Here is a 14,751-nt window from a genome sequence, read left to right as displayed (position 1 = left end):
GAAAGTCGGGGCATCGCCCAAGACTATGTACCACCCCGGCCTTCGCCGGGGTCGCTCCGGGAGAGTTTCGAAGAGGTATCCTGGACAGGGGAGAGGCTTAGTCTGCGTAACCCTCTACGAAGGGCGAGGGAAGAATAGGTGTGAGGAACGACGAGGGGTGCACACATTTTTGCAACGCCGGATGGAATTGATTGATGTAGATCGCTCGGCCCCAGGCTGGCATGACAGGAGGGACGGGGTTTTCCGGGGGATGGCATGACGGACAGGGCGAGCGACGAACGGGCGGGGTCCAATATGCTGGAACGCCGTTTCCAGCTGACCGCGCGCGGCACTTCCGCCCGGACCGAGATATTGGCGGGCGTCACCACCTTCCTGACCATGGCCTATATCGTGCTGGTCAACCCGGTAATCCTGGGACAGGCCGGGATGCCGGTCGCGGCGGTCGCCGCCGCCACCTGCTTCGCCGCCGCCTTCGCCTCGATCCTGATGGGGCTCGTCGCCAATGTGCCGCTCGCGCTGGCGCCGGGTATGGGGCTGAACGCCTATTTCAGCTTCACCGTGGTGCAGCAGATGGGCATCCCCTGGCCGATCGCGCTGGGATGCGTGCTGATCTCGGGCTTCTGTTTCCTGATCCTGACGCTGACGGGTGTGCGGCAGTTGATCGTGTCGGTCATCCCACCGCATCTGTTCGCGGCGGTGGCGGGCGGCATCGGTCTGTTCATCGGTTTCATCGGGTTGAAGAATGCGGGCATCGTCGTCGCCAGCCCGGCGACCCTGGTGGCACTGGGCCCGCTGACCCAGCCGGGGGCGGCGCTGGCGCTGCTGGGCCTCGTGCTGATCGGGGTCTTGAGTATCTGGAACGTGCGCGGTGCGATGCTGATCGGGATCGTCGTCACCACCCTGATCGCCTGGATCGCCGGGCAGGTCACGGTGAAGCCCGAACCCTATAGCCTGACCATGTTGACCCAGACCGCGTTCCGGGTCGACCTGGCGGGCGTGTTCGGGGTCGGCGGGCGGCATGGCCTTGGGCTGTTCGAGATATTGTTCGTGTTCCTGTTCGTGGACCTGTTCGACAATATCGGCACGCTGGTCGCCGTCACCAAGCGCGCCGGGCTGATCGACGCAAGCGGACGCATCCCCAAGCTGAACCGCATCCTGTTGACCGATGCGGTGGCGACGATGGTCGGCGCGGTGGTGGGGACCAGCACCGTCACCAGCTATGTCGAGAGCGCGGCGGGCGTACAGGCGGGCGGGCGCACCGGGCTGACCGCCGTGGTGACGGGTGGGCTGTTCCTGCTCACCATGTTCGTCGCCCCCTATGCGCAACTGGTGCCGCTGGCCGCCACCGCGCCCGCGCTGATCGTGGTCGGCGGGCTCATGCTGTTGCCGCTGGTCGAGATTCACTGGGACGATCCGCAGGCGGCTATCCCGGCGTTCCTGACGGTCGCGATGATCCCGCTGACCTTCTCCATCGCCAACGGGCTGGCCTTCGGCATCACCGCCCATGCGCTGCTGAAGGCGATGCGCGGACAGGCGACGCGGGGCGACTGGTTCCTCTTCCTGCTCGCCGCGCTGTTCGTCGCGCGCTTCGTATGGATGGGGGGTGCGTGAGGCGATGACCATCCGCTTCCTCCTCGACGACGAGGTCGTGACGATCGCGGATGCCGATCCGACCGCGACCCTGCTCGACCATCTGCGCTATCGGCTGCGCCGCACCGGCACCAAGGAGGGTTGCGCCGAGGGGGATTGCGGCGCCTGCACCGTGCTGCTCGGCGAGGCGGAGGGCGAGACCGTCGCCTGGCGGGCGGTCAATGCCTGTATCCTGTTCCTGCCGATGGTCCATGGCAAGGCGGTGATGACCGTCGAGAGCCTGTCGCGGGGCGGCGCGCCGACCCCGCTCCAGTCCTGCATGGCGCGCAACGGCAGCTCGCAATGCGGTTTCTGTACGCCGGGCTTCGTCATGTCACTGCACGGCCGGGCGATCGGAGCGGTGGGGCATGACCTGCCGGTCGCCGATGTGATCGCGGGCAATCTGTGCCGGTGCACCGGCTATGGCCCGATCCTGGCTGCCGCCGAGGAAACCCCGCCTGCCCCACGCGACGACCGGGCGCTGGCCGCCGCGTTGCGCGACCTTCGCACCGACGAGGCGACGGCCTGGTTCGCGCCGCGCTCGGTGGACGATCTCGCCGCGCTGCTGCTCGAACGCCCCGATGCGCGGTTGATCGCAGGAGCCACCGATGTCGGGCTGTGGGTGACCAAGGGGCTGCGCGACATCGGCACGCCGGTCTTCATCGGCGACATCCCCGAACTGCGCACGATCCTGGAGGATACCGCCGGGGTCACGCTGGGCGCGGCGGTCCGTTATGCCGAGGCGCATCAGGCGCTGGCGCGGCTGCACCCCGATCTGGGCGAGCTGGTGCGGCGGATCGGCGGCTTGCAGGTCCGCAACGCCGGGACCATCGGCGGGAACATCGCCAATGGCTCGCCCATCGGTGACGGCCCCCCGGCGCTGATCGCGCTGGGTGCCTCGCTGGTCCTCCGCAGGGGAGAGCAGCGCCGGACGCTGGCGCTGGAGGATTATTTCCTCGCCTATGGCAAACAGGACCGCGCACCGGGCGAGTTCGTCGAGCGGATCCACATCCCCCGCCCCGCCCCCGACGCCGTCATCCACATCTCGAAACTGTCGCGCCGGTTCGACAGCGACATCTCCGCGGTGTGCGGTGCCTTCCACCTGACGATGCAGGACGGCATCATCGCAAAGGCACGGGTCGCGTTCGGCGGCATGGCGGCGACCCCGCGCCGCGCGGGCGGTTGCGAGGCGGCGCTGACCGGCGCGCCCCTGTCCGAAGACACCATCGCCCGCGCCGTCGCCGCGCTGAACGAGGATTTCGACCCGCTGACCGATGTGCGGGGCAGCGCGGCCTATCGGCGCGAAGCGGCGGGCAACCTGCTCTGGCGGCTGTGGCACCGCGAACGAGGCGAGCCCGTGTCCGTGCAGGCGCTCTGCGGATGACCGCCGCCAAGCCCTCGCTGCCGCATGACAGCGCGCTGCTGCATGTCACCGGCGCGGCGCGCTATATCGATGATGAGGTCGAGGCACCCAACCTGCTCCACCTCGCCTTCGGACAGGCGACCGAGACCCATGCCGCCATCGTCGCCATCGACCTGGACGCAGTGCGCGCCGCGCCCGGGGTCGTGGCGGTCTTTACGGCACAGGATATTCCGGGACATAACGATGTCAGCCCGGTCGCGCATGACGACCGGCTGCTGGCCGATGGCGAAGTGCTGTATCGCGGCCAGCCGGTCTTTCTGGTGGCGGCGACCAGCCGGGACGCGGCGCGGCGGGCGGCACGGCTGGGCCGGATCACCTATGCCCCCCGCCCCGCGCTACTCTCGATCACGGAGGCGCGCGCCGCCGAATCGCGGATCGAACCGACGCAGCGCATGGCGCGCGGCGACGCCGCCGCCGCGCTGGCCGCCGCGCCGCACCGCCGATCGGGCGGCTTTGCCATGGGCGGGCAGGATCATTTCTACCTCGAAGGACAGGTCGCGCTCGCGCGACCGGGCGAGGACGGGCAGGTCCATATCGCCAGTTCCACCCAGCATCCCAGCGAAGTGCAGCATCTGGTCGCCGACCTGCTGGGCGTGACCTCCGCCGATGTCACGGTCGAGGTCCGCCGCATGGGCGGCGCATTCGGCGGCAAGGAGACCCAGGCCGCCCCCTTCGCCGCCGCCGCCGCGCTGGTCGCCGCCAAGACCGGGCGGCCCGCCAAGTTCCGCTGCGACCGTGACGACGACATGATGCTGACCGGCAAGCGCCACGACTTCGAGGTCGGTTACGATGTCGGCTTCGACGATGACGGCCATGTGCTGGGCCTGTCCCTGACGCTGGCGTCGCGGTGCGGCGCGACGGTCGACCTGTCGCCCGCGATCAACGACCGCGCCATGTTCCATGCGGACAACAGCTATTGGCTGCCCGCCATCGAGATCGTGTCCGAACGGCTGAAGACACACACCGTCTCCGCCACCGCCTTTCGCGGCTTTGGCGGGCCGCAGGGGATGCTGGCGATCGAGCGGGTGATGGACGTGGTCGCCGCCGCGCTGGGGCGCGATCCGCTCGATGTGCGGACCGTCAATCTTTATGGGCCGGGGCGCGACGTGACGCCCTATGGCATGACCGTCGCCGACAATATCGCGCCCGCGCTGATCGAGCGGCTGCGCCATGACAGCGACTATGGCGCGCGCCGCGCCGCCGTGCGCGACTTCAACGCGCGCCACAGCGTGTTGAAAAAGGGCATCGCGCTGGCGCCGGTGAAGTTCGGGATCAGCTTCACCACCACCCATCTGAACCAGGCGGGCGCGCTGGTGCATCTCTATGCCGATGGCAGCATCCAGGTGAATCACGGCGGCACCGAGATGGGCCAGGGCCTGTATATCAAGGTCGCGCAGGTGGTGGCGGACGTCTTCGCCGTGCCCGCCACCCAAGTGCGGATCACCGCGACCCGCACCGACAAAGTGCCCAACACCTCCGCCACCGCCGCGTCCTCGGGCGCGGACCTGAACGGCATGGCGGCGTTCCGGGCCGCCTCCATCATCCGCGACCGGCTGGCCGATGTGGCGGCGTCGATCGGCGGCTGTACGGCGGAGGACGTGCGCTTCACGCCCGAAGGAATCGTGGCGGGGGCGGAGACGATCCCCTTCGCCACCTTGTGCCGCAACGCGCATCTGGCGCGCGTGTCGCTGTCCTCGACCGGCTTCTATGCGACGCCCGATATCGCCTATGACCGCGCGGCGCATCGCGGGCGGCCCTTCTACTATTTCGCGTACGGCGCGGCCTGTGCCGAGGTGGTGATCGACACGCTGACCGGCGAGCATCGCGTCCTGGCGGTCGATATCCTCCACGATGTCGGACGGTCGCTCAATCCAGCGATCGACCTGGGTCAGATCGAGGGCGGGTTCCTGCAAGGCCAGGGCTGGCTGACCACCGAAGAGCTGGTCTTCGCCGACGATGGCCGGTTGCTGACCCATTCGCCCGCCACCTACAAGATCCCCACCGCCGCCGACCGCCCCGGCCGCCTGTCCATCGCGCTGTGGGACGGTGAGAATGTCGAGCCGACCATCCACCGGTCCAAGGCGGTCGGCGAGCCGCCCTTCATGCTGGCCCAATGCGTCCTGTCGGCGCTGGGCGAGGCGGTGGCCGCCACCGCGCCCGAACGCCGCGCCTTCCCGCCGCTCGACGCCCCCGCCACGCCCGAGGCGATCCTGCGCGCGATCGCCGCGCACCGGGCATGACCATGGCCTGGGCGGCGCGGCTACGCGCGGGCGACTCACCGCTGGCGCTGGTCACGGTGCTGGCCACCGAAGGCTCCGCCCCACGCGGGGCAGGCACGCGGATGGTGGTGAGCGACACCGCCTCCTTCGACACCATCGGCGGCGGCGCGCTGGAGCATCGGGCCATCGAACAGGCACGCGCGATCCTGACCCATCCGCCGGGTAGCTGGCGGGTGCAGGATTATCCGCTCGGGCCGCTGCTGGGCCAATGCTGTGGCGGGCGGGTGCGACTGCTGATCGAGCGGGTCGACCCCACCGCGCTCGACTGGATCGACGCAGTGGAGACCGGCGCGACACTCACGACCGAATTGCACCCGACGCATGTCGTCCGCCGCGCGGACCCCATGGCGGTGATCCAGCCCCTGTCGGCGCGCGGCGAGCGACCCGGCGCGGGCGCCTGCTGGGCGGAGCGACCCGGCCAGTGGCAGCGGCCGCTCTATCTGTTCGGGGCCGGGCATGTCGGACAGGCCATCGCCCGCCGGATCGACGGCCTTCCCCTGCGGCTCGCCTGGTTCGACAGCCGGGCGGCGATGGCCGATCTGCCGGGCGTGACCATCGTCGCGGAGGACCGCCTGCCCGACTGCATCGCCGAAGCCCCGGACGAGGCCGCGATCCTGATCCTGACCCATGACCATGGGCTCGACTATGCGCTCACCCGCGCCGCGCTGACGCGGCCGCCGCTCGCCTTTGTCGGGCTGATCGGATCGGCGACCAAGCGCGCCCGCTTCCTCGCCCGGCTGACCCGCGAGGGGGTGCCGGACGAGCGCATCGCCCGGCTGACCTGCCCCATCGGCCTGCCGACCATCGCGGGCAAGGAACCCGATGTGATCGCGCTGTCGGTCCTCGCCCAGCTTTTGGCGCTGGGCCGCGACGCCACACCGGAGTTGCCATGACCCTACGCCTCTTCCGTGCCGAGCTGCTGTCGGTCGCTACCGACCCGATCAAGGACCCCGATGCAATCGGCCATGAGCCCGACGGGCTGCTCGCGGTCGAGAACGGGCTGGTCGTCGCGCGCGGCGATTATGCGACGCTTGCCCCGCGCTTCGCCGGGCTGCCGGTCGAAAACCTCCCCGGCCTGGTCGTGCCCGGCTTCGTCGATGCGCATGTCCATTATCCGCAGATGGACCGGATCGCGTCGCACGGCGAACAGCTGCTCGACTGGCTGGAGCGGCATATCTTTCCTGCCGAGATGGCCTTTGCCGATCCCGGCCATGCCGCGAGCGTCGCCGATGCCTTCCTGACCGAGCTGCTCCGCCACGGCACGACCAGCGCGCTGGTCTTTCCGACCGTGCATCCGGGATCGGTCGATGCGCTGTTCGACGCGGCGCTGGAGCGACGGATGCGCATCCTGTCGGGCAAGGTGCTGATGGACCTGGGCCCCGAGGGCCTGCGCGACACGGCCGAGCGCGCGCGAGCGGACAGCGAGGCGCTGATCCGGCAGTGGCGGGGACGCGGACGGCTGGGCTATGCGGTGACGCCGCGTTTCGCGCTCACCTCCTCGGACGAACAACTCGTGCAGGCCGCCGCCGTGCTGGAGGCCAATCCGGACGTGCTGCTCCACACCCATCTGGCCGAGAACCGGCACGAATGCGCCGCCGTCGCGCAGCGTTTCCCGGACGCGCACGACTATCTGGACGTCTATGACCGGTTCGGGCTGGTCGGGCCCCGCTCGGTCTTCGCGCACGGCATCCACCTGACCGATCGCAGTTGCGCCCGCATCGCCGAGGCGGGGGCGGGGATCGCGGTCTGCCCGACCTCCAATCTCTTCCTGGGATCGGGTTTCTTCGATTTCGGCCAGGCGGACGCGCATGGGATGCGGCTGGGGCTGGGCAGCGACATCGGCGCGGGCACGTCCTTTTCGATGTTGCACACCGCCGGTGTCGCCTATCAGGCGGCGCTCGCCCGCGAGGTGCGGCTCGATCCGTTCCGCGCGCTGTATCTGGCGACGGCGGGCAGCGCAGGCTTGCTCGGCATCGCCGACCGGGTGGGCGGGCTCCAGCCGGGGCAGGAGGCCGATTTCGTCGTGCTGGACGAGGCGGCCACGACGCTGCTCGCGCGGCGGACCGCCGGGGCCGACCTGGCGGCGCGGCTGTTCGCCATGCAGGTGCTGGGCGACGACCGCACCGTGCGGCGCACCTATGTGCTGGGCGAATGCGCCTGGGATCGGGGGATGGGATGATGCGGGTGTTGAAGATTCTGCTGTGGAGCCTGTTGCTGGGGGCGACCGCGCCCGTGCTGGCGCAAGGACCGGAGGGTCGCCGGATGGTGATCGTCGACGATGAGGGCTTCGGTCTGGGCCATGTGATGCTGCTCGACGCCCCCGATGTCGAGGTGCTGGGCATCACCACCGTGACGGGCAACACCTGGGTCAATCGCGCGACCGCCATGGCGCTGAAGGGCGTGGAGCGGATGGACCGGACCGTACCCGTGGTGCCCGGCGCGACCTATCCGCTGGTCAATTCGGAGGTGATGACCGAACGCTGGGAGGCGCTGTACGGCAAGCTGACCTGGAAGGGCGCGTGGATGAAGCAATGGGTAGAGCCCACGCAACAGAGCACCCCGCCCTATCACCGTGCCGACGATCCCGTCGACCTGCCCGGCGGCAACCCGACCCGCCGCCCCGCGCCCGAAATCGCCGCCAATTTCCTGCTCCGCATGGTGCACGAACATCCGGGGCAGGTGACGATCATCGCGATGGGGCCGCTGACCAACCTGGCGCTGGCGCAGCGGCTCGACCCCGCTTTTGCCGGGCTGGCCAGGGAGCTGGTCTATATGGGCGGCAGCTTCAATCCGCGCCAGGTGCGCCAAGGCGTGTCGGCGGACCAGTTCGCGCGCGAGTTCATCAACTCGCCCCGCCGCGAGTTCAACGCGCGCTTCGATCCCGAGGCGGCCAGCATCGTATCGCGCAGCGCTTGGCGGCGGATCACCGTCGTCCCCTCCGACCCGTCGACCGCGACCGAATTGACCCCGGCGCTGATCACCAAGCTCCGCGCCGTATCGCCCCCCGCTATCGCCGCGTGGATCAGCGGGATGGAGCCCGGCTTTCCGATGTGGGACGAGATCGCCGCCGCGGTCTGGCTGGACCCCACCATCGTCACCGGACGGCAGAGCGCCTATGTGGATTATAATACGCAGTTCGGGCCCGGCTATGGCGACACGCTGTCGTGGAACGAAGGCTATCAGCCCGGCTTGGGCGAGCAGCGGGCCGAGGTGGTCCGCACCATCGATCCGGCCCGGCTGGAGACGCTGATGCTCCGCCTGCTGGCGCGGCCAGCCCGGCGTTAGGCCCCGGGCGGGATATAGGCGAACTGGCTGAACCGCGCCTCGATCTCGCGCAGCACCATCGCGGCGGCGTATGAGGGCGTCCGAGCCGTCGCCGTGCACAGCGCCAATGTCATCGGGCGAAGAACCTTGTCGGTGATCCGGGTGAAGGCCAGCGTGCCCCTGCGCACCTCGGTCGATACGTCCAGCGAGGTGAGGATGCCGATACTGTCCCCCTCCTGGATCAGCGAGGCGATCATCTGGATATTGTCCGAGGTCACACGCCGATGGAGCGTGACGCCGGACGTGCCCTCCAGCACCGCGACCTGCTGGTGCACCGCCAGCGGCGCGGCGGGCAGGATCACCGACTGGCCGTCGCAATCGGAGAAGCGAACGCCCGCCTTGTCCGCCAGCGGATGGCCGGGCGGCGAGACGACGCCCAGCACCACATCCACAAAGGCGCGCACCGTCAGGTCCTGATAGGATTGCGGGTCGAACAAGATGCCGAAGTCGACGTCATTGGCGGCGATCGCGCGTCGCACCTGTTCGTTGCCCAGCACATGCACGCCCATGGTGATACCGGGATGGCTCTGCTGGATCGCATGGATGGCGGCCGGCATATGCCCCTTGGCCAGCGCGTCGATCACCGCGATGTCGACATGGCCGCGCTTCAGCCCGCGCAAATCCTCGATCTGCGACAGCGTGTCGCCGAGTTGCTTCTGCCAGCGCCCGCCCGCCGCCATCATCACCTCGCCAGCCGCGGTCAGCCGCAGGCCGGTGGGAAGCCGCTCGAACAGCTGGACGCCCAGCCGCGCTTCGGCGTTCAATATCTGCCGGTCGATGGCCGAGGCCGAGACGGACAGTTCATCGGCGGCGCGCCGGATCGACCCGAGCCGTCCGACCGCCATGAAATATCGTATGAAGCGCGACAGGGCTGGCATGCGCTAATTTTTGCAACGGATCGTCGTCATCATTGCGTTTGAATGCAACGATGACGCGCCGTACGTCAATCGTGAAAGTCGGCCGTGCCACGCGAAGCCGACAGGCGATGCCCGCACAAGATGGGCGCGGAGGCACGGACCGGGCAGGAGCACAGGAGAGGCGGGGACATTAGCGACGGACTGGTCCGAGGAAACGGATCGGCCGTCACAGGGGGGCTGACCATGACGATACGCGCTTGCTCGCATTCCACCATTTCGCATGCCCTGAAGCCGCAGCGCGGCGCGGGGCTCGCACTTGCCGTGTCGCTGTTGTGCGGCACGGCGCTGGCCACGCCCGCCTATGCACAGGACAGGACGACGCCCGCCGCCGTCGAGCCCGCCGCCCAGGACGGCAGCGAGATCGTCGTCACCGGTTCGCTCGACGCGCTGCCGGTCAAGGATGTCGGCTCGGTCTTCGGCTTCGACAAGACGCTGGTCGAAACGCCGCGCTCCGCCTCGACGATCAGCGACGAGCAGATCGAGCGTTTCGGCATCACCGACATCTATGACCTGGTATCCCAGTCGCCGGGCACCTTCACCAACTCCTTCTTCGGGGTGGGCGGCGCGCTCGACATTCGCGGGACGCCGGGCGAAACCTATTTCCGGGGCGTCCGGCGGCTCGACAATGCGGGCAATTATCCGACGCCGATCGCCGCCGCCGACCGGATCGACATCGTGCGCGGCCCCGCCTCGCCCATCTACGGCCCGTCCAAGACCGGCGGCTACCTGAACTTCGTGCCCAAATCGGCGCGGGTCGCGGGCGGCGCGCTGCTCAGCAAGCCGACCGGCGAGGTCAGCTACACGGGCGGTAGCTGGGACCGGAACAATCTGCGCGCCGAGGTGCGCGGCCCGGCCAAGATACTGGGCGCCGATCTGGGCTATAGCCTTTATGCCGAGATCGAGGATTCGGGCAGCTATTACCGCAACATGTCGACCAAGCAGACCATCCTGCAAGGCTCGTTCGACCACCGGCTGACCGACACTGTCCGCATCGAGTTTGGCGGCCAGTATCAGAATTTCAAAGGCCAGCAGAATGGCGGCTGGAACCGCCTGACCCAGAAGCTGGTCGACAACGGCACCTATATCACCGGAACGGCCAAGCCGCTCGACACCAATGGCGACGGCCAGATTTCGCAGGGCGAGATCAAGGCGGCGGTGCCCGGCGGCCTGTCGATCTTCGGCAATTCCACCTGCCCGAACAGCACGCCCAGCCCCTTCGCCAGCGGCTTCACCAACGCCTGTTTCACCCAGACCTATCCGCAGTTGAACCTGGTCAACACCGGCACCACCACGCTCAGCCGCCGCGACGTGCTGACCGGCGTGAACGACAAGCTGACCAACAAGCAGACGACGCTCTATTACGACATCATCTTCGACGGTCCGGGCGACCTGACCCTGAAGAACCAGCTCTTCTTCGACAATACCCAGAATATCAACAACAACGATTACGGCTTCTCGCAGCGCGTCAATTCCTATGTCATCGAGGACAAGATCGTCGCGGCCAAATCGATCCAGACCAACCTCGGTAAATTTTCAGGCCAGTTGTCGCCCTCGATCCGCTATGTCAATTTCAACTATGGCGACGATTTCGATTATGAATATTTCCACCGCGTCGACCTGACCCAGAGCTATACCCCGGCGTCGAACCGGCTACTCGCGAACGAGTGCAATTGCGGCTATACCGACCGGGTCTTCGGCCACACGACCGATTACGGCATCGCCGCGCTGGTCGATCTGGACTTCTCCTTCGGCCTCGACCTGCTGCTGGGCGGGCGGTACGACAAGGTCGATGCCACGTCGCGTTATGACCCGACGGTGATGGACCGGGTGCCGACCCGCGTCTCCGCCAAGGGCAGCGACGATGGCTGGTCCTGGACCGCCAGCGCGTCGTACAAGCTGCCCTTCGGCATCATTCCCTATGCCACCGCATCGCAGCAATCGACGATCGTCGTCGGCCAGGGTGCCGAAGTCCTGCCCGAAGCGGTGGCATCGGGCTTCATGTCGACCTCGCGCCTGTATGAAGGCGGCGTGAAGGGAAGCTGGCTGAACGACACGCTCTATGCCGCGCTGTCGGTCTACAAGCAGAACCGGACCGACTTCAACATCCAGTCGATCACCGTCAACCAGGCGGTCGAGACGAAGGGCGTGGAGGCGGAGGCGCGCTGGGCGGTCGACCGGCACCTGCTGGTCACCGGCGCCTATACCCATACCGAGGTCGTCAACCTGACCGCCCTGCAAGCCGGTACGCTGTTCGGCTTCTTCGGTATCGAGGATCTGGTCAACGTCACCGACCCGACCCTCTATCTGGGTGGCCAACCGATCGGTCTGATCCCCATCCCGGATCGCAATGCCGCGCGCCGGGCGGGCATTCCCGCCAATCTCTATTCCGCCACCGCGACCTATGGCTTCGACAACGGCCTGTCGGTCAGCGGCAGCGTGGTGAAGGTGGACTCGGTGTTCTCCGGCCAGTCGCAGGCGGTGCGCCTGCCCGGCTATACGCTGGTCGACCTGTCGAGTTCGTACCAGACCGGCCCGTGGCTGTTCCGCGTGGTCGTCAAGAACGCGACCAATGCGCGCTATTTCCGTGCCAACTTCACCGAATTGTTCGGCAGCACCATCGTCCTGCCCGAACGCCCGCGCAGCTTCCTGGCGTCGGCCGTCTATAAATTCTGATGGTGCGCGCGGGGGAGCGGACGGACCGCCTCCCCCGCGCGGCCGGAGTATCGATCATGGTTCCTTTCCTCACCGGCCTGCTTCTCGCCGCCACGGCAAGCGGGGCACAGGCCCCCGCCAAGCCGCCCGCCCCGCTCTGCGCGATCGCCGCGCCCTGCGCCCGTCCACTGCCGGTGCGGATGGTGGTCGTCTCCATGTTCGAGATCGGCAAGGACGAAGGCGACACCGCCGGCGAGTTCCAACTCTGGAAGACCCGGCGGAACTTGCGCCAGCGCATTCCCTTCCCCCACGGCTATCACGACCTTTATTACAACCCGGACACGCAGATATTGGGCGTCGTCACCGGTGTCGGCTCGGTCCGCTCGGCAGCGGCGATCACCGCGCTGGGCCTCGACACGAGGCTCGACCTGTCGCGCGCCTATTGGCTGGTCGCGGGGATCGCCGGGATCGATCCCGAGGATGCCTCGATCGGATCGGCGGCCTGGGCGCGCTATGTCGTCGATGGCGACCTGGCGCATGAGATCGACGCGCGCGAAATCCCCGCCGACTGGAAAAGCGGCTATTTCCCGCTGGATCGCAAGGGACCGAACGATCCCACCCCGCCGCGCACCGATGGCGGCGAGGTCTTCGCGCTCAATCCGGTACTGACGGAATGGGCCTATCGCCTGACCCGCGACGTGGCCCTGCCCGACGATCCCTCCATCGCCCGCGAACGCGCGCGCTATACCGACCATCCCAACGCACGAAAGCCGCCCTTCGTGCTGATCGGCGACCAGTTCTCGGCGATGACCTTCTGGCACGGGGCGCTGCTCAATCGCTGGGCCAACGACCACACCCGCTATTTTACGCAGGGCAAGGGCGAGTTCGTGACTAGCGCCATGGAGGAGACCGGCACGCTCCAGGCCATCGCCTATCTCTCGAAGATCGGCCGCGTCGACAAGGACCGCGTCCTCGTGCTCCGTGCGGGCAGCAACTACACCATGCCGCCGCCGGGCGTCGCGGCGGCGGACTATCTGCTGCGCGAGAATGAAGGCTATGCGGGGCTCGGTGCGTCGGTGGAGAGCCTTTACCGCGTCGGCAACCGCGTGGTCGAGGAACTGCTCACCCATTGGGATCGCTACGGCCAGACGCCGCCGAAATGACGCTGACCGTCCTGCACTCGGCCGCCGCGCTCGTCACGATGAATGACGATGCGGAGGAGATCGCCGATGGCGCGATCGCCTGGCAGGACGGGGTCATCGTCGCGGTCGGCACGACCGAGGCGCTCGCCCCGCTGCGCCGCACCGCCGACCGGACGCTCGATGCGCGGGGCTGCGTCGTCACGCCGGGGCTGGTCAACACCCATCACCATCTGTTCCAGTCGCTGACCCGCGCGGTGCCGGGTGCCACCGACGCCTCGCTGTTCGGCTGGCTGCGGCGGCTCTATCCGATCTGGGCGCGCTATCGCCCCGACGACATATATGCCTCGACCCGGCTGGGCCTGGCCGAGCTGGCGCTGGCGGGGTGTACGCTCAGCACCGACCATCTGTATCTCTATCCGAACGGCGTCACGCTAGACGACTCGATCGCCGCCGCCGCCGAGATCGGCATCCGCTTCCACCCCACGCGCGGCAGCATGAGCGTGGGCGAGAGCGCGGGCGGCCTGCCCCCCGATGCGCTGGTCGAGCGAGAGCCCGCGATCCTAGCCGACACCATCCGGGTGATCGACCGCTTCCACGATCCCGCCCCCGGCGCGATGGTCCGCATCGGAGTCGCGCCCTGTTCGCCCTTTTCGGTCAGCGAGGGGCTGATGCGCGACGCGGCGCTGCTCGCGCGCGACAAGGGGGTGATGCTCCACACCCATCTGGCCGAGGATGAGGACGATGTCGCCTTCTCGCTCGCCCGCTTCGGCTGTCGCCCCGGCGTCTATGCCGAGCGGCTGGGCTGGACGGGCCGCGACGTGTGGATGGCCCACTGCGTCAAGCTGGACGCCGACGAGATCGCGCTGTTCGCCGCGACCGGCACCGGGGTCGCGCATTGCCCCTGCTCCAATTGCCGCCTGGGGTCGGGGGTCGCGCCGGTGACGCACATGCTCGCCGCCGGGGTGAAGCTGGGGCTGGGGGTCGACGGGTCGGCGTCCAACGACAGCGGACATCTGTTGCAGGAGGCGCGGCAGTCGTTGCTGCTCCAGCGTGTCACGCATGGGGCGGAGGCCTTTGCCCCGCGCGCCGCGCTGCGGCTGGCGACACGCGGCGGGGCGGAGATGCTGGGCCGCGACGATTGCGGCGCGCTGACGGTCGGGCGGCGCGCCGACCTGGCGGTGTGGGACATGGGCGAGGCGTCCTCCATGGGGGCCTGGGACCTGGTGGCCGGGCTGATCCTGTGCCCACCCGGCGGGGTGCGCGACCTGTTCGTCGAAGGCCGGGCGGTCGTGTCGGGCGGGGCGCTGGTCGGCGTGTCGCAGGTGGAAGTCCTCGCCGATGCCCGGCGCTCGGTGGCGCGCCTGCGCGACGTGGCCTGATCGCCA

At 68.5% G+C, this 14,751-nt stretch carries 10 protein-coding genes; 9 read left to right on the top strand and 1 reads right to left on the bottom strand.

Annotated elements, in window-relative coordinates; all coding sequences use genetic code 11:
* Positions 1-255 precede the first annotated feature (255 nt).
* Genes SM191_RS07465 through SM191_RS07440 form a run of 6 tightly spaced genes read left to right on the top strand, consistent with a single transcriptional unit; the run spans position 256 to position 8,616 of the window.
* Positions 256-1,611: an NCS2 family permease gene (locus tag SM191_RS07465; RefSeq protein WP_341505628.1), complete on the top strand. Its 1,356-nt coding sequence runs from the start codon at positions 256-258 to the stop codon at positions 1,609-1,611.
* A 4-nt stretch (positions 1,612-1,615) separates the two neighbouring features.
* Positions 1,616-3,013, top strand: a complete 1,398-nt coding sequence (gene xdhA, locus SM191_RS07460; RefSeq protein ID WP_341505627.1) for a xanthine dehydrogenase small subunit — start codon at positions 1,616-1,618, stop codon at positions 3,011-3,013.
* Positions 3,010-5,292, top strand: a complete 2,283-nt coding sequence (gene xdhB / locus SM191_RS07455) for a xanthine dehydrogenase molybdopterin binding subunit (protein WP_341505626.1) — start codon at positions 3,010-3,012, stop codon at positions 5,290-5,292. Before xdhA ends, xdhB begins: the two co-directional genes overlap by 4 nt.
* Positions 5,289-6,224 carry a xanthine dehydrogenase accessory protein XdhC gene (gene xdhC, locus SM191_RS07450; RefSeq protein WP_341505625.1) on the top strand — a complete coding sequence of 312 codons (936 nt, stop codon included), beginning with the start codon at positions 5,289-5,291 and terminating at the stop codon, positions 6,222-6,224. The genes xdhB and xdhC overlap by 4 nt, the downstream gene beginning before the upstream one ends.
* Complete coding sequence (guaD, locus tag SM191_RS07445; protein ID WP_341505624.1) at positions 6,221-7,510, top strand: guanine deaminase; 1,290 nt, start codon at positions 6,221-6,223, stop codon at positions 7,508-7,510. Before xdhC ends, guaD begins: the two co-directional genes overlap by 4 nt.
* Complete coding sequence (locus SM191_RS07440) at positions 7,510-8,616, top strand: nucleoside hydrolase (protein WP_341505665.1); 1,107 nt, start codon at positions 7,510-7,512, stop codon at positions 8,614-8,616. Before guaD ends, SM191_RS07440 begins: the two co-directional genes overlap by 1 nt.
* Here the strand turns inward: SM191_RS07440 and SM191_RS07435 are convergent.
* Positions 8,613-9,533: a LysR family transcriptional regulator gene (locus SM191_RS07435; RefSeq protein ID WP_341505623.1), complete on the bottom strand. Its 921-nt coding sequence runs from the start codon at positions 9,531-9,533 to the stop codon at positions 8,613-8,615. The genes SM191_RS07440 and SM191_RS07435 overlap by 4 nt on opposite strands.
* Before the next feature lie 222 nt (positions 9,534-9,755).
* On the opposite strand from SM191_RS07435, the gene SM191_RS07430 reads away from it, so the two are divergent.
* Genes SM191_RS07430 through SM191_RS07420 form a run of 3 tightly spaced genes read left to right on the top strand, consistent with a single transcriptional unit; the run spans position 9,756 to position 14,745 of the window.
* Entirely contained in the window at positions 9,756-12,245 is a 2,490-nt protein-coding gene (locus tag SM191_RS07430; RefSeq protein WP_341505622.1) for a TonB-dependent siderophore receptor, read from the top strand.
* Positions 12,246-12,301: 56 nt separating this feature from the next.
* A complete protein-coding gene (locus tag SM191_RS07425; protein WP_341505621.1) occupies positions 12,302-13,387 on the top strand; it encodes a purine nucleoside permease in 1,086 nt (361 codons plus the stop codon).
* Entirely contained in the window at positions 13,384-14,745 is a 1,362-nt protein-coding gene (locus SM191_RS07420) for an 8-oxoguanine deaminase (RefSeq protein WP_341505620.1), read from the top strand. Before SM191_RS07425 ends, SM191_RS07420 begins: the two co-directional genes overlap by 4 nt.
* The last annotated feature ends 6 nt before the right edge of the window (positions 14,746-14,751 follow it).

Source organism: Sphingomonas sp. 2378, from assembly GCF_038084995.1.
In the GTDB taxonomy this organism is placed as follows: Bacteria; Pseudomonadota; Alphaproteobacteria; order Sphingomonadales; family Sphingomonadaceae; genus Sphingomonas.
Note: the sequence above shows the minus strand (reverse complement) of the source record. Positions and strands in the feature narration are given on the sequence as shown.